This is a genomic window from Mycobacterium haemophilum DSM 44634, assembly GCF_000340435.2.
Taxonomy (GTDB): domain Bacteria; phylum Actinomycetota; class Actinomycetes; order Mycobacteriales; family Mycobacteriaceae; genus Mycobacterium; species Mycobacterium haemophilum.
Genome location: NZ_CP011883.2, coordinates 219,387 through 236,949 on the forward strand (window position 1 = coordinate 219,387; position 17,563 = coordinate 236,949).

A 17,563-nucleotide genomic window follows, 5' to 3' on the forward strand; every position below is an offset into this window, starting at 1 on the left:
TGCCATGACATCACCAGCAAAGATCAACCCATCACGAAAGCCGCCGTATAAATTAGCTGGGGCCGGCTTGTTGGTCGTGGCGGTAGTGATCTTCGGCTTGGTCTACGGGCAATTCCGCGGAGATTTCACCCCTAAGGCCAAGTTGACGATGCTGGCCGATCGGGCTGGGTTGGTGATGGATCCGGGCTCGAAGGTCACCTACAACGGGGCCGAGATAGGCCGGGTCGCCAACATCTCGGAGACCGTGCGGGACGGCAAGCCGGCCGCCAAATTCACCTTGGATGTGTATCCGCGGTACCTCTCATTAATTCCCGCCAATGTGAACGCCGACATCAAGGCCACCACGGTCTTCGGCGGTAAGTACGTGTCCTTGACGACGCCGGAACATCCGTCGCCGAAAAGGCTCACACCGCAGACCGTGATCGACGCCAGATCGGTGACCACAGAGATCAACACGTTGTTCCAGACCATCACCTCGATCGCGGAGAAAGTGGACCCGATCAAGCTAAACCTGACGCTGAGCGCGGCCGCGCAATCACTGGCCGGGCTGGGCGAGAGGTTCGGACAGTCAATCGTCAACGGCAACGCGGTTCTCGACGACGTCAACCCGCAGCTGCCGCAGGCCCGTCGCGACGTCCAACAGCTGGCGGCCCTGGGCGACACCTATGCCAACGCTGCGCCGGATTTGCTTGACTTCCTTAACAATTCGGTTGTCACGTCGCGCACGATCAACCAGCAGCAGAAGGACTTGGACCAAGCGTTATTGGCCGCGGCCGGGTTCGGCAACACCGGCGCGGATCTCTTCGGCCGCGGTGGGCCGTATCTGGTGCGGGGCGCCGCCGACCTGGTGCCGACGGCTCAGATGCTGGACACCTACAGTCCGGCGATCTTCTGCACCCTGCGCAACTATCACGACATCGAGCCCAAGATCGCCTCGTTCCTCGGCGGCAACGGCTACTCGCTCAATGACCACATCGAGCCGCTATCGGGGCTGGGATTCATGCTGAACCCGACATCAGCGATATCCATCCTCGGGGGAGGAGTCCTCTCCCAAGGACTCCTCACGCCACTCGGGCTCGCCGGAGTGCTCAACGGAGCGCCGAATCCCTACATCTATCCGGAGAATCTGCCGCGGGTGAACGCTCGCGGTGGGCCGGGGGGTGCGCCGGGTTGCTGGCAGCACATCACCCGTGATCTGTGGCCCGCACCCGAGTTGGTCATGGACACCGGCAACAGCATTGCGCCGTACAACCACTTGGACACCGGTTCGCCCTACGCCATCGAGTACGTCTGGGGCCGTCAAGTAGGGGATAACACAATCAACCCATGAAAATCACCGGTACTGTCGTGCGACTCAGCATCTTTTCGTTGGTGCTGCTGCTGTTCACTGTGATGATCATCGTGGTGTTCGGTCAGATGCGTTTCGACCGGACCAACGGGTACTCGGCCGAGTTCACCAACATCAGCGGTCTGCGGGCGGGCCAGTTTGTCCGCGCCTCGGGAGTGGAGATCGGCAAGGTCGACTCTGTTGCGCTGATCGACGGCGGCAAGCGGGTGCGGGTGAAATTCAACGTCGACCGCTCGGTGCCGCTGTATCAGTCGACGACAGCACAGATCCGCTACCTCGACCTGATTGGCAACCGCTACCTGGAGCTCAAGCGTGGCGAGGGCCAAGGGTCGGAAAAGATAATGCCGCCGGGTGGATTCATCCCGTTGTCACGGACGTCGCCGGCGCTGGACCTCGACGCGCTGATTGGTGGTTTCAAACCGCTGTTTCGGGCGCTGGACCCCGACAAGGTCAACACCATCGCCTCGGCCATCGTCACCGTGTTCCAGGGTCAGGGCGGCACCATCAACGACATCCTCGACCAAACCGCCCAGCTGACCGCTGCTATTGGCGAGCGTGACCAGGCGATCGGTGAGGTGGTTAAGAACTTGAACGTCGTTTTGGACACGACCGTTCGGCATCGCAAAGAATTCGACCAGACCGTCAACAACCTCGAGGTATTGATCACCGGGCTCAAGGATCACGGTGACCAGTTGGCGGGTGGCTTTGCGCACATCAGCAACGCCGCGGGGACGGTGGCCGATCTGCTGGCCGAGGACCGCGCGCTGTTGCACAAGTCGATCAACTATCTGGACGGGATTCAGCAGCCGCTGATCGATCAGCGACAGCAGCTGGAGGACTACCTCCATAAATTGCCGACCGCGTTGAACCAGATCGGGCGCACGATCGGCTCCTACGGGGACTTCGTGAACTTCTACTCCTGCGACATCACGCTCAAGATCAACGGGTTGCAGCCTGGTGGGCCCGTCCGCACGGTCCGGCTTTTCCAGCAGCCGACGGGTCGGTGCACGCCGCAATGAGAACGCTGGAACCCCCCAATCGACTTCGCATCGGGCTGATGGGCATCCTGCTGGTGCTGCTCCTCATCGGTGTGGGCCAAAGCTTCACCAGTGTCCCGATTTTGTTCGCCCGGCCCAGCTACTACGGGCAATTCACCGACACCGGCGGACTCAACAAGGGCGACAAGGTGCGCATCGCCGGCATGGACGTCGGCAAGGTGGAGGCACTCAAGATCGACGGTGACCACGTCGTGATCAAGTTCTCCATCGGCACCAACAGCATCGGCACCGAGAGCCGGCTGGGGATCCGCACCGACACCATCCTCGGCAAGAAGATCCTCGAGATCGAGGCACGCGGCAATCAGCCGCTGCGGCCCGGGGACAGTTTGCCGCTGGGCCAAAGCACCACCCCCTACCAGATCTATGATGCGTTCTTCGACGTCACCAAGGCCGCCTCGGGCTGGAACATCGACACCGTCAAGCAGTCACTGAAGGTGTTGTCGGAAACCATTGATCAGACCTACCCGCACCTCAGCGCTGCACTCGATGGTGTGGCCAAGTTCTCCGACACCATCGGCAAACGCGACGAGGAGATCAAACATCTGCTTGCGCAGGCCAACCAGGTGGCCAGTGTCCTCGGTGACCGCAGCGCGCAGGTGGATCGGCTGCTGGTCAACGCCAAGACCTTGATCGCGGCATTCAACGAACGCGGACGCGCCATCGATGCGTTGTTGGGTAACGTCGCTGCATTCTCGGCCCAGGTGCAAGGACTGATCAACGACAACCCGAACCTCAATCACGTGCTGGAACAGCTGCACCAGCTCAGCGACATCTTGGTCCAGCGCAAAGATGACCTGACTAATGATCTCATTCAGGTCGGTGCCTTCCTGCCATCGTTGAACGAGGCCATCGGGTCGGGACCTTTCTTCAAGGTCGTCCTGCACAACCTGGCGCCGTATCAGATTCTGCAGCCGTGGGTCGACGCCGCGTTTAAGAAGCGCGGCATCGACCCGGAGAACTTCTGGCGCAGCGCTGGGCTGCCGGAATTCAAGTTCCCCGATCCCAACGGCACCCGCTTCCCCAATGGCGCGCCGCCGCCTGCGCCGCCGGTGCTGGAGGGCACCCCGGAGCATCCGGGACCGGCCGTTCCACCGGGATCGCCGTGCTCCTACACCCCAGCGAATCCGGGCGGCAATATCACCATCGGGGAGGACGGCCTGCCGCGGCCGTGGAATCCGCTACCGTGCGCTGGTGCGACCACCGGCCCGTACGGTGGGCCCGCCTTCCCGGCGCCGATCGACGTCCAAACGTCGTCGCCGAACCCCGATGGTCTGCCGCCAACGCCGGGCATCCCGATCGCTGGGCGGCCGGGCGATCCAGCTCCGAACGTTCCGGGCACTCCGGTGCCGCTGCCGCCGAACGCACCGCCAGGTGCGCGCACCGAGCCGCTGGCACCCGCCGGCCCCGGAAATTTGGGGCCGGGTCCGTCGACGTTCGCGCCGGGGCTGCCGCCAGGGCCGCCGGCACCGCCCGGGCCTGGGGCCCAGCTGCCGGCACCGTTCATTAACCCGGAGGGAACCGGAGGTAGCGGCGTCACGGGAGGTAGTCAGAATTGAGCACCATCTTTGATATCCGCAACCTGAAGCTGCCGCGGCTGTCACGAGCGTCGGTGATTATCGGGTCGCTGGTGGTGGTACTGGCCCTCGTCGTCGGGTTCGTCGGCTGGAAGCTTTACCAGAAGCTGACGAACAACACCGTCGTTGCCTACTTCCCTGCGGCGAACGCGCTCTACACCGGCGACAAGGTTCAGATTATGGGCTTGCGTGTCGGGTCGATCGACTCGATCGTGCCGGCCGGCGACAAGATGAAGGTGACCTTCCACTATCAGAACAAGTACAAGGTTCCCGCCAATGCGTCCGCGGTGATCCTTAACCCGACCTTGGTGGCGTCCCGCTCGATCCAGTTGGAGCCGCCGTATAAGGGCGGCCCCGTGTTGGGAGATAACGCGGTGATCCCGATCGAGCGCACCCAGGTGCCGGTGGAGTGGGACGAGCTGCGGGACAGCATCACCAACATCATCTCCAAACTCGGCCCGACCAAAGAGCAGCCGAAAGGTCCGTTCGGTGACGTCATCGAATCGTTTGCCGACGGGCTGGCCGGCAAGGGCAAGCAGATCAACACCACGCTGGACAGCCTTTCGCGGGCGTTGACCGCATTGAACGACGGTCGTGGCGACTTTTTCGCGGTGCTACACAGCCTGGCGCTGTTCGTCAACGCACTGCACACCGACGATCAGCAGTTTGTCGCTTTGAACCAAAACCTGGCCGACTTCACCACCCGACTTGCGCACTCCGATACCGACCTGTCCAGTGCGTTACAGCAGTTTGACAGTTTGCTTTCCACGGTTCGCCCGTTCCTCGTCAAGAACCGCGAGGTGCTGGCCACCGACGTCAAAAACCTGGAGACCGTGACCACCACGGTGGTTCAGCCGGAGCCGTTGAACGGGTTGGAAACCTTCCTGCACGTCGCCCCGACGGCCGCGTCGAATGTCAACCAGATTTATCACCCGGCGCACGGTTCCGTCGTCGGTGTTCCGGCGATCACCAACTTCGCGAACCCAATGCAGTTCATTTGCAGCGCAATCCAGGCTGGCAGCCGATTGGGGTATCAGGAGTCCGCCGAACTTTGTGCGCAATATCTTGCGCCCGTCCTGGATGCGATCAAGTTCAACTACTTCCCGTTCGGTTTGAACCTGTTCAGCACGGCGGAGGTGCTTCCCAAGGAGGTCGCCTACTCCGAGCCGCGGCTGCAGCCGCCGAATGGATACAAGGACACCACCGTCCCGGGGATCTGGGTGCCGGACACGCCGTTGTCGCACCGCAACACCCAACCCGGGTGGATCGTCGCCCCGGGAATGCAAGGGCAGCAGGTCGGGCCGATCACAGCGGGCCTGATGACCCCCGATTCGCTGGCTGAACTCATGGGCGGCCCGAATATCGCGCCTATTCAATCCAACCTGCAGACGCCGCCGGGACCGCCGAACGCGTACGACGAGTACCCAGTGCTGCCACCCATCGGCTTGCAGGCGCCGGTGCCGATACCGCCGCCACCGCCAGGACCGGATGTGGTGCCCGGTCCGGTTGCCCCGACGCCGGCGGCCGCTGCCGTAGGAGCGGGCCAGTGAGGCGCGCGATGAGCGCGGTGCGCGCTGGCAGGCTCCGTTACCGCGCCTGGCAGGGGCTGGTGCTGCTGGTGGTCGCGCTGTTGGGAAGCTCGTGTGGCTGGCGTGGAATTTCTAACGTCTCGATTCCGGGTGGTCCGGGCAGCGGCGAGGGGTCCTACACCATCTATGTGCAGGTACCGGACACGCTGGCGATCAACGGCAACAGCAAGGTGATGGTTGCCGACGTCACAGTCGGCTCGATACGCGCCATCAACTTGAAGAACTGGGTGGCCACCCTGACGCTGGGTTTAAACAAGGGCGTCAAGCTACCGAAGAACGCTACCGCCAAGATCGGCCAGACCAGCCTGTTGGGCTCCCAGCATGTGGAGCTGGCCGCACCGGCGAACCCGTCGCCGGAACTGCTCAAGAATGGTGACACCATCCCGCTGCAGAATTCGTCGGCGTTCCCCACCACCGAGCAAACATTGGCCAGTCTCTCCCTGGTCTTGCGCGGCGGTGGCATCCCGAATCTGGAAACACTGACCAACGAGGTCTTCAACATCTTCCACGGGCGAGCCGACCAGATCCATGTCTTCCTAACAAAGCTGGATACCTTTGTTAGCCAGCTCAACGAGCAACGCGATGACATCACCCACGCCATCGACTCGACCAACCGGCTGCTGACCTATGTGGGTGGCCGCTCGGACGTCCTCGATCGAGTGCTGACCGACATCCCGCCGCTGATCAAGCATTTCGCCGACACCAAAAACTTGCTCATCAACGCCACCGATTCGGTTGGACAGCTCAGCCAGGCCGCTGATCAGTATTTGTCGGAGGCGCGTGGCCCCCTGCACACCGACCTGCAAGCGCTGGGATGCCCGCTGCGGGAACTCGGCCGTGCCTCACCGTATTTGATCGGCGCGCTGAAGTTGATCCTGACCCAGCCGTACGACGTCGACACCGTTCCGAAGATGATGCGGGGCGACTACCAGAATGTGTCGCTGACGCTGGACGTCACTTACAGCGCCATGGACAACGCGGTGCTTACCGGTACCGGGTTGTCCGGGGCGCTGCGCGCCCTCGAGCAGTCATTTGGTCGCGATCCTGAGACGATGATCCCCGACGTCCGCTACACACCGAACCCCAATGACGCACCTGGTGGACCGTTGGTGGAAAGGGCTGATAGGCGATGCTGACTTCGTTCATCAGACGCCAGCTGGTCCTGTTCGGCATCCTGACCGCCATTTCGCTGACTGTTCTGGGCGTGTACTACCTGCAGATTCCCAGCCTGGTGGGTATCGGTCGGTATTCGCTGAAGGCGGAGCTGCCCGCAACGGGCGGGCTGTATCCGACGGCCAACGTGACCTACCGCGGCATCACTATCGGCAAGGTCACCGATGTCGAGCCGACCGCAACGGGCGCCGAGGCAACGATGAGTATCGACAGTCGCTACAAGATCCCGATCGATGCGTCGGCGAATGTGCACTCGGTGTCGGCGGTTGGTGAGCAGTACCTGGACCTGGTGTCGACCGGGAACCCCGGCAAGTACTTGGCACCCGGACAAACCATCACCAAGGGCAAGGTGCCCAGTGAGATCGGGCCGGCACTGGACTCCGCTAACCGAGGGCTTGCCGCGTTGCCCAAGGAAAAGATCGGCTCGCTGCTCGACGAGACAGCACAAGCAGTCGGCGGGTTGGGTCCGGCCCTGCAACGGTTGGTCGATTCCACTCAGGCGATTGTCGGCGATTTCAAGACCAACATCACCGACGTCAACGACATCATCCAAAACTCTGGACCGATCCTGGACAGCCAAGTCAAATCCGGCAGTGCGATTGAGCGCTGGGCACACAACCTGAACGTCCTGGCGGCGCAGAGCGCACAACAAGATCAGCACCTGAAAAGCATTCTGTCCCAAGCGGCGCCAACCGCCGATGAGGTCACCGCGGTATTCAGCGACGTGCGGGATTCACTGCCGCAGACGCTGGCGAACCTCGAGATCGTGATCGACATGCTCAAGCGCTACCACAACGGTGTGGAGCAGCTGCTGGTGTTCCTGCCGCAGGGTGCTTCGATTGCGCAGACGGTGGCGGCGCCGTTCCCGAATATGGCCGCGCTTGACCTGGCGTTGTCGATCAACCAGCCGCCGCCTTGTCTGACCGGCTTCATTCCGGCAGCGGAATGGCGGTCGCCGGCGGACACCAGCCTGCAGCCGTTGCCGGTCGGTACGTACTGCAAGATCCCGATGGACACGCCGGCCAACAATGTGCGCGGATCGCGAAACATCCCGTGCGTCGATGTCCCGGGCAAGCGGGCGGCCTCGCCACGGGAATGCCGCGACCCCAAACCGTACGTTCCGCTGGGGACCAACCCCTGGTTCGGCGACCCGAACCAGCTCCTGACCTGCCCGGGGCCCGGGGCGCGCTGCGATCAGCCGGTCAAGCCAGGCTTGGTGATCCCAGCGCCGACGGTTGACAACGGCGTGAACCCGGCGCCCGCGGACCGGCTGTCGGGGACACCCCCGCCGATCAGCGACCCCTTGTCGCGGCCACGATCCGGTAGCGTGCAGTGCAACGGACAACAGCCCAACCCGTGTGTCTACACTCCGAGCGGGCCTCCCTCGGCCGTATACAGTCCCCAAAGCGGTGAACTGGTAGGGCCCGACGGAGTGAAATACGCTGTCGAAAACTCGACCAAAACAGGAGACGACGGATGGAAGGAGATGCTGGCACCAGCCGGCTGAACCCCCCACCGATGTCGATGCTTCGTCGTCTGCGAATGCTCTCCCGGAGATCAGAGCGGAAAGTTCGACAGGACGCCGAGGTCGTGGCCGACCAGGTCAGCCCCGAGCCGACCATCGAGGAGTCGGCAGAATCAGAAGTCGCAGCCGACGTTTCGAGTGTCACGCCCAGCCGGTCGCGTCTGGGTCGCGGGTGGCTTGCTGGTATCGCTGCGGCGCTTCTCCTGGCGGCCGGCGGCGTAGCGGCCGGTGGCTACTGCGCGCTGCGTTACCATCAGGACAGCCAAACGATGGCACGCAACGACACCGCGGCGCTGAAAGCGGCGATGGATTGTGTCGCGGCGACACAGGCGCCAGACACCAACGCGATGGCGGCCAGTGAACAGAAGATCATCGACTGCGGTACCGATGCTTTCCGCGCGCAAGCCCTGCTGTACACGAGCATGCTCGTTCAGGCGTATCAGGCTGCGAACGTACACATTCAGGTGTCCGATGTACGGGCAGCGGTCGAGCGCAATAACAACGACGGTTCAGTCGATGTGCTCGTCGCGCTCCGCGTCAAGTTGTCTAGCGATCAGGCGCAAAACCAAGAAACCGGCTACCGGCTGCGGGTGAAAATGGCGCTCGCTGAGGGCCAGTACAAGATATCCAAGCTCGACCAGGTGACGAAGTGACGGTGGTGGTCGAGGAGAGTCAGACCGCCGCGGTCATCGGCGAGCCGTCGTCGCATCGCGTGGCGCCATGGCACCTTCGGGTGACCGCGTTCGCTGTTGATGTGCTGCCGGGTCTGGCTGTGGTGACGACGATGGCGTTGGTCGTTCTCACTGTCCCGCTGCGCAGCGCGTGGTGGTGGTTGGGCATGGCGGTTGGCGGCGTCGTCATCCTGCTGATGTTGGTCAACCGGTTGCTGCTGCCGACAGTCACCGGTTGGAGCTTGGGACGTGCCCTGTGTGGCATCGCGGTGGTAATGCGCGATGGGACAGCCATCGGGCCGTGGCGGCTGTTGCTGCGGGATCTGACCCACCTGCTCGACACGGCAGCGGTTTTCGTGGGCTGGTTATGGCCCCTGTGGGATTCACGACGCCGCACCTTCGCTGACATGCTGTTGCGCACCGAAGTGCGCTGCATCCAACCAGGCGAGCGGCAGCGCACCACACGGCGGTGGGCGTCGATGGCACTGCTGATCGCGGCGGGGGTGTGCCTGTGTGGTGTCGCCGTGAGCTATGCGGTGGTGTACTCGCATGATCGGGCGGTCGACCAAACTCGGGCACAGATCGCGATTCAGGGACCGAAGATGGTCGCGCAGATGCTGACCTACGACCCAAAATCGCTGCGCGACGATTTCGCGCACGCCCAATCGCTGGCTAGCGACAAGTATCGGCGCCAGCTGGCCGCGCAGCAGGATGTCGTGGAAAAGGGGCACCCGGTCATCAACGAGTATTGGCCGACGGCGGGCTCGATACAGTCGGTCACGCCGGACCGAGCGACGATGCTGTTGTTTATGCAGGGCCGGCGCGGCGCGGCGCCCGACGAACGCTACATCAGCGCAACCGTTCGGGTCAGTTTCGCTAAAGACGAGCACAGCCATTGGTTCGTTGACGACCTCACCGTGTTGACCAAACCGAGACCACCTGGGAACGGAAAATGAGTCCCCGCCGCAAGTTTCAAGCCGGCGAGGGGACACTGCTTATCGCGCGCACGGTGGCGTTGCAGCGACAATGGGGGTTACCGGTTGCCGCCACGGTTGCTGCGTTGGTCATGGTGGCGGCAATCACGGTATCCACCCTGATGTCGATCTCCCATGCATCTCGTGAGCGTGCCGCGGCCAAGGACCAGCAGGTGCTCAGCTACGTCAAATGGTTCATGGCGGAGTTCACGACCCTTGATCCGTATCACGCCAATGACTATGTATCGCGGATCTTGGCACAAGCGACCGGTGACTTCGCCAAGCAGTACCACGAGAAGGTGAACGAGATCCTCATCCAGGTCGCCCGAGCCGAACCAGCCACGGGCACCGTGCTCGACGCCGGTGTGGAAAGGTGGAACGACGATGGCAGCGCCAACGTGTTGGTGGCCACCGAAGTCACCTCCAAGTCGCCGGATGAAAAGCAGGTATTCGAGAGCACAAATCGTTGGACGGCAACCGCGACTCGGGAAGGGAATCAGTGGAAGATCAGCAACCTGCTGCAGGTGATCTGACCGCCGACGCTGGACTGGCCTCCGATGAGATCGACGGTGCGGCAGCAGAACAGGCAGACGGTGACGGTGAGAACCAAGAGGAGACACCCGCGGCAGCCGCCGAAGACGGTGGCGCCCGAAGGAGCCGACTGGCCGGCAAGCGGATGGCCATCGCCGTCGCGGTTGCCGCAGTGCTATTCGTTGGGTCCACAGCGTTTGCCGGCGCGACCGTGCAGCCCTACCTGGCCGATCGTGCCACCGCCGCAGTCAAGCTCAAAGTGGCGCGGACAGCCGCCACCGCGATCACGGTTTTGTGGACTTATACGCCGGAGAACATGGACACCCTGGCTGACCGTGCGGCGACCTACCTCAGCGGCGATTTTGGTGCCCAGTACCGCAAATTCGTCGACGCCATTGTCGGCCCCAACAAACAGGCCAAGATAACCAACAGCACCGAAGTCACCGGCGTGGCGGTCGAATCGCTGGACGCTCCGAATGCCATCGCCATCGTGTATACCAACACCACATCCACCAGCCCATTGACCAAAAACATTCCGTCGCTGAAATATCTGTCCTACCGGTTGTTTATGAAACGTAGCGCTGGCCGCTGGCTGGTGACCAGGATGACGACCATCACGTCACTGGATTTGACGCCGCAGCTGTAGCCTGACCGCGCTGGCTTGGCTTAGAGCTGAACCCTCGAAGTGCGAAGAGCCCGATAATCGGATATAATAAGGTAACGTTCACATAACTAACCGGTCGTGAGGGAGTGTTGATAATTTTTGCAGAGAAAGTCAACACACCATTAGAATCTGACTTGGCTCACGAATCGACTCCCGGAGCATTCACAAGGCAATGACCCGCGTCTTTGTCGCCAAGATCGGCAAAGATTGCGCACTAAACCTAGTGCCCGTGGGGTCCGATTTGGTCGCGCAGGCTGCTGCCGTGGGCATGATCGGGTGATGACCAGTGAGCGAAAGCCGTTGTTAATCAACGCTGTTCATATTTGCGAGACTGCCCAAGGTATCGACGATCGGTGCGTTCACCGACCTGTGTGAGAGTGACCTGGACAAACGCGCCGTCGGGTTGCGCACCAATTTGAGCCAACTCGGGTTAAAAGATTTGATCCTGTTTCCAATAGACTTGGAGAAGATATGTTTATTCCTAAAAAAACGAATACGTCCCCCGAGCAAGGAGAACTTAATTCGTCGCTAAAAAGGTTGGATGCGTCGTTACTGGCAGACACGGAAGCGATATCGGCAAATCCTGATGGCATGACTGAGGTGAGCGCTAAGATGGTAGAGATAGCTCACCAGATTTCGATAGCAAATGCCAACAAGGCCCCGATGGTGACCAATATTCCCGCGCCGGGGAAGGATAGCGTGTCAGCTCTGTTAGCGAGATTTTTTAATGCTCGCGGAGACCTGTACCGGGTGCATACCGATCGAGGCGCGGACATCGGCAAGCGGTTGTCCTGGAGCCTAAAGGATGGTGCATCTAAATATGCGGACACTGACGAGTCCGGCAAGAAGGATTTTCTTAGTGATCGAAGTGGTGGCAGGGACGCGTATGTCCGGCGTACCGGCGTTCATGCCCCGTATAACGAGGATATACCTAAAGGCGTGCCTGCCCCATATACTAGCGACGAAGATGATGGTGCCGGGGTTTTTCCGAGATCTGAAAAGCATATTTTTCTGAGTCATAGTGATGATGAGTATAGTGATTGATATTGCTTCTACTCGTAGCATGGATGATTGATACTCGTTTAATGCTCGCCGAGACCCGTATCGGGTGCATACTGGTCGAGGCACGAACATCGGCAGGTACAAGTAGTCGTCCCGGAGCCTGGGGGCCGCCGCGTCTGCTTATGCGGACACTGCCGAGGATAACGAGGTGAATCGTGTCACGGTTTTTTGTTTTTCGCGAAGGATGGGTGGCAAATTCAACTTGGGATGACGGAATATGCGTTTGTCGGTCCGGCGGCGAACAAATTTATGGAAGCGGCAACAAAGTACATGGACTGGTTGGATGAACACGCCGGCACGGCCGCTAAGACCGCCGGGTTTCTCAATGAAGCGGCGCGGGCCTACGACAAGGCGGTCGCCTCGATGACGCCGTATACTTCGATAGGGGTGAACCGCTCGTGCGCTTTAGCGCTGAAAGCAATCAACCTTTTGGGGCAATTCACCACCAAAATCGCGGACCTGGAACGCGAATACTAAGAGATGTGGGCCACCAATACGGAGTCGATGAATACGTATCAGTCTGTTGCCTTCGATATTATAGCGCGGGCTGAACGCCAAGGAATTATACCAGCCCCGATGGGCGCCACCAACCTTTCGCGTCCGCCCCCGGCTTTTATAACATCGGAGATGAATGGTAGTTGAGTTTGGCGCTGGCAATATCTGGAAATAGGTGTCTTGCATGGGTGATCGGTGGTGGGGTCACCCTCCCCGGAGATATGGGTGCGGATTCTGGTCCGATAGTGGCCGCCTCGGCGTCTGCTTATGATGCCCCGCGACTTGACCGGCGGGTAACTGTCGTGGCTCGGACTGTTTCGCTCACAACGCAACGAAATTAAACGAAATCGAGCTCCTTCGACACTATGGGGCAGATTAATCGGGCGTTTGGCAACGTTGTGAACATGCTGCACGAGGTGCGTGACCAGCTGGGGGCCGCCACCCGCTACGAGCACCATGAGCAGGCCTCCCAGCAGATCCTACAGGGCAGCTAACGTCGATAACCGCTGCTGTCCCAATGCTTTTACTTTCTCAATTCAGGAGCACTGGCGAGTCCCCGTTACTGAGTCCACCCGTTCTTAGCTAGGCATCCGACAATAACTGAAATCGTGACATGCCCTAGTCGCCATGTCCGTACGGTTCCTAAGCCACGTCTGCTAACCAACTTGAGACCGGACATCAGAGTCGTTGCCGGCGATCTGAATTCGAGGTTCGGCGATCCTGGTCCAGCGGTGCCGACCTCACCACAGTGTCAGTCGGGTTCCTAGCGCACACAATGAAATCACTTGTGTCACTGCGGTATCAGCGGTCACTGGGCGGCGATTCTTGTCGGTGGGCTCGGCTAGCGTCGCATTATGAGCTCGGGCGGTGTTGTTGATCGGGAGGCCATCACGGCGGCCTTCGACGCGCTCGACGCCGCGGTCGACGGCGTGACCAAGCTGAACTTCGACACATTGACCACCCCGGAGTGGTTGGTGTTGTTGGAGCGGGTGGAGCGGGTGCGCCGCAGGATACCTGCCGTCGAACACCCAATGATCAATCAGCTTGCCCGCCAAGCTACCCCCGAAGAGTTGGGCGGCACGCTTTCGCATGCGATTGCTGAGTGGACGCTGATCAGCCGCGCCGAGGCCGCCAAGCGTATCCGGGAGGCCGCCGATCTGGGGCCGCGTCGGGGCTTGACCGGTGAACCGTTGCCACCCGTCTTGGCCGCGACCGCCGCAGCACAACGCGCCGGGAAGCTCGGCGCCGGTCAGGTGGCGGTGATTCGGAAGTTCTGCCACGGGTTGCCCGGCTGGGTCGATACGGCAACCCGCGAACACGCCGAAGCGCATCTTGCGAAACTGGGCTCCCAGTTTCGGCCCGAACAATTGGCCGGGCTGGCCGATCGGCTCGCCGACTGCCTCAACCCCGACGGCACCTACAGCGACACCGACCGCGGCCGGCGGCGCGGCGTAACCTTAGGCAACCAGCAGACCGACGGCATGACGGCGCTGCACGGCTGGCTGACCCCCGAGGCCCGCGCCACGCTGGAGGCTGTGCTGGCCAAACTGGCCGCGCCCGGCATGTGTAACCCCACCGATGACACCGCATGTGTGGACGGCGCGCCCAGCCAAGACGCGATCGAGCGGGATACCCGCAGCCCCGCCCAACGCAACCACGACGCGCTCACTGCCGCGTTGCGTGCCCTGCTGGCGTCGGGAAAACTGGGCCAGCACAATGGGCTACCGGCCTCCATCATCGTGTCCACCACCCTGGCCGAGCTGCAAGCCGCCGCCGGCAAAGGCCTCACCGGCGGCGGCACCCTATTGCCCATGAGTGATGTCATCCGCCTAGCCCGCCACGCCCGGCACTACCTGGCGATTTTCGATAAGGGCAAGGCGCTGGCGCTCTATCACACCAAGCGACTGGCCTCACCTGGACAGCGAATCGTGTTGTACGCCAAGGAGCGTGGCTGCTCCGCGCCGGGCTGCACGGTGCCCGGCTACTACTGCGAAGTGCATCATGTCACCGCCTACGCCACCTGCCGCAGCACCGACGTCAACAACTTCACCTTCGGCTGCGGCCCCCAACACCGCCTGCTGCAACCCGGCGGCTGGACCACCCGCAAAAACACCCACGGCGACACCGAATGGATCCCACCACCCCACCTCGACCACCGCCAACCCCGCACCAACACCTACTGGCACCCCGAAAAACTCCTCCACGACCGCGACGACGATGAAGGGGACTAGGGGCACCGGAGGGGTCATGTCACTTGACCTCCACGTGAATCGTTGTGGCGCCCTTACTGCCGTCCTCGTGACCGGCGGTGAAGAAAATACGGTCCGGGTGAGCTAGTTGAACGCAAGCCAGCTCGGCAGCGCGCGCTCGTGCGAATCGCACAGCACCTGTCGGGTATCGCATGATCCCTTTGGCGAGCCGGCGCCGGCCCACATACCCCCGGTGTCGCGGCGTAGCACAATGGCCGATGAGCTACCGCCGTCGAGTAAGACAGCGGTGTCGCTGCCCAGGCCACGAAACAGGTCCTGCATGTTGTCTGGTGTGTAGTTGCCGCCCTCGAATATGTACATTTCGTCCTTCTGCTTTGCGTAGGCCAGCGCCGTTCGCGCCGCACTGGGACCGCCGTCGTGCAGCTGTCCGGTGTTACCGGGAGACAACAGCCCGATCCCGGCGACCGCGACGAACTTTTCGTTCTTATTGAGCAAGTCCTGGATCACTGGGGTGGCGGCATCGTAGTCGTTCTTGGCGCGGGGCCACACCACATACGGCGTACCACCCGATGGCAGGATCATCGTCGTCAGCGCGCTCCAGCTCTCACCTCCACCCGACAGGCCTTGCTTACCGGGGTAGGCGACGGTCCCGGTGACCGCCTGGTTGGCGCGGCCCTGGCCGCGGGTGTTGTCCACGAAGGCGCCCAGCGGTGAACTGCAGCCGGTCTGGCGCCACGAGCCGCCCTTCTGCGGGCGTACGTCGAAAAAGTTGGCGTTAATCGCGATTGTCGGTTGCCCCATTCGCTGCCACGCCTGCAGCGGCGTGTAAATCTCCGATGCTTGCCAGAGTCCTTCGCTGGTGCGGGCCCGAGGGTTGTTTTCGCAGCGCGCCTGGTCACCTCGGTGGGTGTCTACTAGTAGGTGCGGTGAAAGCCGTTGCGCCGCATTCTTGATGATCATCAGATGGCCGCCGTTGTTCATCTCGTACCAGCCGCCGCCGGCGTTGAGCATCGGCGTGGGATGACCGGGACCGAAGTTATAGACCAGGTATGAGCCTTTTGTGTTATTGATGGCGTTGGCGAGCATCTCGCGCCCGTCCGCGGCGTGTGCGACTGGTTGTCCTACTGTGCTGGACAGGGTTAGGCAGGCAAGCACAGCAGTGCAGCCAGCCGCCAGTCGACGCAGGCTGGCGGTTGGGGTCAGCACGATAACCTTTCGGCCCTGATGCGAATGCGACATGCACAGCATCAGTCACAAAAGCCGCACTGTCAACTTAAATAACAGACCAATGACACTTCGGATGCGTTGGAATTACGTTTGCTCGCTTGAATTTTCGTGTGGTCTGAGGCGCGCTTGGTGTTTCGCTTGGTGCCATTCGGCGATCGCCATCCCGACTGCCCCCGGGATCCGGTGGTAGCCCCCGCGGTCGTATATGCGCGTGACGACACCACCCAGCAACAGCCCGATGGCCATGCCCAAGGCTGTCATCAACAATGCTTGCGACATACCGGCATCCGCATGACCCTTGAGGTACAGCAGCGACCGAACGCCAAGGAACACCTGGTGCATCGGCTCAAATTCGGCCAGCCAGCGAAAGAACGGCGGCACCGCCTCCAGCGGAACCGTGGCGCCCGCCGACGGTAATCCGAGAATCACGAAGATCAACATGCTGACCAGCAGACCCATCGAGCCCAGCACCGCGATCAGCGAGCTGGACGTGATACCCACCGCGCTGATCGCAAATACCCCATAGAGCCACAATTGCCAGCCGAGCGGAATGGGCATGCCGAGCCCGTGGGCGATGGACAGGTAGACCGCTGACGTGAGCAGGGCCAGCGCCACCATCAGACCCCATTTGACCAACAGTGTGCGGAAGCGTGAGATGTTGATCTGCTCGGCGTAGCGATACACCGGTCCGAATTCCGCCGGTATATAGCCGAGCATCGAGTCCACCAGCGTGCTGACCACAATGCTGCCGGTAAAGCCCGCCAGTAGTAGCAAGAGGGCGTAGTAGAAAGCGGATAACCCGTTGCCGGTGCCATTCGGCAACGGGTTGTAAATGGTGGACTTGACATCAATTGGATTGGTCAGACCCAGCGCCGACGCTCCGGTCAGTTGTGCCCCGCCGGTCTGAGCTGCGACCTCCGTCGTAAGTCGTTGGCCCACTTTGCTATTGACCACAGTCATTGCCTGGGTGAGGATCTGGCCGGCGATGCTAGATCCCAGCGTGCCTGCACGCGGGTTGGTTGAGACCGTGATTACCGGCCGATCCGCATGGGTGGGCAGGACCGCGCTGGCCCCGAAATCCCGCAGCTGCGACGAAAAGGTTGGCGGTATCACGGCCAAGCCATACACTCCGGCGCTGTCCAGCAGCTGCTGTGCCTCGCGGTAGGAAACCACCCGGATGTCGAACTTGTTCTTATCCAATCCGGCGAGCAGGCCATCGACAATCTGTGCACCCGCCGGTCCGGCATCCTCGTTCACCACAGCGATGGGGAAATGCCGCAGGTTGGTTGTCGGATTCAAGATTCCGCCCAGATACAGCGCAGCCAGTGCCGACATCAGGGCCAACGTGATGACGATCGGTGCCGCCCAGAACCGCACGGTCCGTACCGCTTTTGCATCGCGGGTAGGGTCGGACGCGGCGTGTCGTGGCTGCGGTTGAGACATGCGGGCTCCTGTCTGTCGT

General features: G+C 61.7%; 16 protein-coding genes. 14 read left to right on the plus strand and 2 right to left on the minus strand.

Annotated features, from left to right (window positions below; all coding sequences use genetic code 11):
- Positions 1-4 precede the first annotated feature (4 nt).
- From B586_RS01060 to B586_RS01120, 14 genes are all read left to right on the plus strand, one after another.
- Entirely contained in the window at positions 5-1,330 is a 1,326-nt protein-coding gene (locus tag B586_RS01060) for an MCE family protein (RefSeq protein WP_054878946.1), read from the plus strand.
- Complete coding sequence (locus B586_RS01065; protein WP_047314478.1) at positions 1,327-2,367, plus strand: virulence factor Mce family protein; 1,041 nt, start codon at positions 1,327-1,329, stop codon at positions 2,365-2,367. The genes B586_RS01060 and B586_RS01065 overlap by 4 nt, the downstream gene beginning before the upstream one ends.
- Entirely contained in the window at positions 2,364-3,962 is a 1,599-nt protein-coding gene (locus B586_RS01070; RefSeq protein ID WP_047314477.1) for a virulence factor Mce family protein, read from the plus strand. Before B586_RS01065 ends, B586_RS01070 begins: the two co-directional genes overlap by 4 nt.
- Complete coding sequence (locus B586_RS01075) at positions 3,959-5,530, plus strand: virulence factor Mce family protein (protein WP_054878945.1); 1,572 nt, start codon at positions 3,959-3,961, stop codon at positions 5,528-5,530. Before B586_RS01070 ends, B586_RS01075 begins: the two co-directional genes overlap by 4 nt.
- An 8-nt stretch (positions 5,531-5,538) precedes the next feature.
- On the plus strand, positions 5,539-6,705 hold the full coding sequence (locus B586_RS01080; RefSeq protein WP_047314475.1) for a virulence factor Mce family protein: 1,167 nt from the start codon (positions 5,539-5,541) through the stop codon (positions 6,703-6,705).
- Positions 6,699-8,249: an MlaD family protein gene (locus B586_RS01085; protein ID WP_054878944.1), complete on the plus strand. Its 1,551-nt coding sequence runs from the start codon at positions 6,699-6,701 to the stop codon at positions 8,247-8,249. Before B586_RS01080 ends, B586_RS01085 begins: the two co-directional genes overlap by 7 nt.
- Positions 8,219-8,920, plus strand: a complete 702-nt coding sequence (locus tag B586_RS01090) for a hypothetical protein (protein WP_047314473.1) — start codon at positions 8,219-8,221, stop codon at positions 8,918-8,920. Before B586_RS01085 ends, B586_RS01090 begins: the two co-directional genes overlap by 31 nt.
- Positions 8,917-9,894 (plus strand): RDD family protein, encoded by a 978-nt coding sequence (locus B586_RS01095; protein ID WP_047314472.1) that lies wholly within the window; start codon positions 8,917-8,919, stop codon positions 9,892-9,894. The genes B586_RS01090 and B586_RS01095 overlap by 4 nt, the downstream gene beginning before the upstream one ends.
- Positions 9,891-10,445, plus strand: a complete 555-nt coding sequence (locus B586_RS01100; protein WP_054878943.1) for a hypothetical protein — start codon at positions 9,891-9,893, stop codon at positions 10,443-10,445. Before B586_RS01095 ends, B586_RS01100 begins: the two co-directional genes overlap by 4 nt.
- The gene (locus tag B586_RS01105; protein ID WP_054878942.1) at positions 10,412-11,089 is read left to right on the plus strand and encodes a hypothetical protein; all 678 of its coding nucleotides are present in this window, start codon (positions 10,412-10,414) and stop codon (positions 11,087-11,089) included. The genes B586_RS01100 and B586_RS01105 overlap by 34 nt, the downstream gene beginning before the upstream one ends.
- A gap of 489 nt (positions 11,090-11,578) precedes the next feature.
- Positions 11,579-12,151: a PE family protein gene (locus tag B586_RS19720; protein ID WP_082607467.1), complete on the plus strand. Its 573-nt coding sequence runs from the start codon at positions 11,579-11,581 to the stop codon at positions 12,149-12,151.
- A 225-nt stretch (positions 12,152-12,376) separates the two neighbouring features.
- A complete protein-coding gene (locus tag B586_RS01115; protein ID WP_054878940.1) occupies positions 12,377-12,646 on the plus strand; it encodes a PPE domain-containing protein in 270 nt (89 codons plus the stop codon).
- 383 nt (positions 12,647-13,029) lie between these two features.
- Positions 13,030-13,158 (plus strand): hypothetical protein, encoded by a 129-nt coding sequence (locus B586_RS21725; protein WP_418001112.1) that lies wholly within the window; start codon positions 13,030-13,032, stop codon positions 13,156-13,158.
- 360 nt (positions 13,159-13,518) lie between these two features.
- Positions 13,519-14,895: an HNH endonuclease signature motif containing protein gene (locus tag B586_RS01120; RefSeq protein ID WP_054878939.1), complete on the plus strand. Its 1,377-nt coding sequence runs from the start codon at positions 13,519-13,521 to the stop codon at positions 14,893-14,895.
- A gap of 102 nt (positions 14,896-14,997) precedes the next feature.
- Here B586_RS01120 and B586_RS01125 read toward each other — a convergent pair whose 3' ends face one another.
- Positions 14,998-16,113: a phosphodiester glycosidase family protein gene (locus B586_RS01125; RefSeq protein WP_156406683.1), complete on the minus strand. Its 1,116-nt coding sequence runs from the start codon at positions 16,111-16,113 to the stop codon at positions 14,998-15,000.
- A gap of 72 nt (positions 16,114-16,185) precedes the next feature.
- Positions 16,186-17,544, minus strand: coding sequence for a YhgE/Pip domain-containing protein (locus tag B586_RS01130; protein ID WP_054878937.1), 1,359 nt, complete (start codon positions 17,542-17,544; stop codon positions 16,186-16,188).
- Positions 17,545-17,563 lie beyond the last annotated feature (19 nt).

Coding starts and splice junctions, on each gene's coding strand:
- B586_RS01130 (WP_054878937.1), bottom strand. CDS start 17,544: ATGTCTCAACCGCAGCCACGACACGCCGCGTCCGACCCTACCCGCGAT.
- B586_RS01060 (WP_054878946.1), top strand. CDS start 5: ATGACATCACCAGCAAAGATCAACCCATCACGAAAGCCGCCGTATAAA.
- B586_RS01125 (WP_156406683.1), bottom strand. CDS start 16,113: ATGTCGCATTCGCATCAGGGCCGAAAGGTTATCGTGCTGACCCCAACC.
- B586_RS01100 (WP_054878943.1), top strand. CDS start 9,891: ATGAGTCCCCGCCGCAAGTTTCAAGCCGGCGAGGGGACACTGCTTATC.
- B586_RS21725 (WP_418001112.1), top strand. CDS start 13,030: ATGGGGCAGATTAATCGGGCGTTTGGCAACGTTGTGAACATGCTGCAC.
- B586_RS01090 (WP_047314473.1), top strand. CDS start 8,219: ATGGAAGGAGATGCTGGCACCAGCCGGCTGAACCCCCCACCGATGTCG.
- B586_RS01115 (WP_054878940.1), top strand. CDS start 12,377: ATGACGGAATATGCGTTTGTCGGTCCGGCGGCGAACAAATTTATGGAA.
- B586_RS01065 (WP_047314478.1), top strand. CDS start 1,327: ATGAAAATCACCGGTACTGTCGTGCGACTCAGCATCTTTTCGTTGGTG.
- B586_RS01120 (WP_054878939.1), top strand. CDS start 13,519: ATGAGCTCGGGCGGTGTTGTTGATCGGGAGGCCATCACGGCGGCCTTC.
- B586_RS01070 (WP_047314477.1), top strand. CDS start 2,364: ATGAGAACGCTGGAACCCCCCAATCGACTTCGCATCGGGCTGATGGGC.
- B586_RS01085 (WP_054878944.1), top strand. CDS start 6,699: ATGCTGACTTCGTTCATCAGACGCCAGCTGGTCCTGTTCGGCATCCTG.
- B586_RS01080 (WP_047314475.1), top strand. CDS start 5,539: ATGAGCGCGGTGCGCGCTGGCAGGCTCCGTTACCGCGCCTGGCAGGGG.
- B586_RS19720 (WP_082607467.1), top strand. CDS start 11,579: ATGTTTATTCCTAAAAAAACGAATACGTCCCCCGAGCAAGGAGAACTT.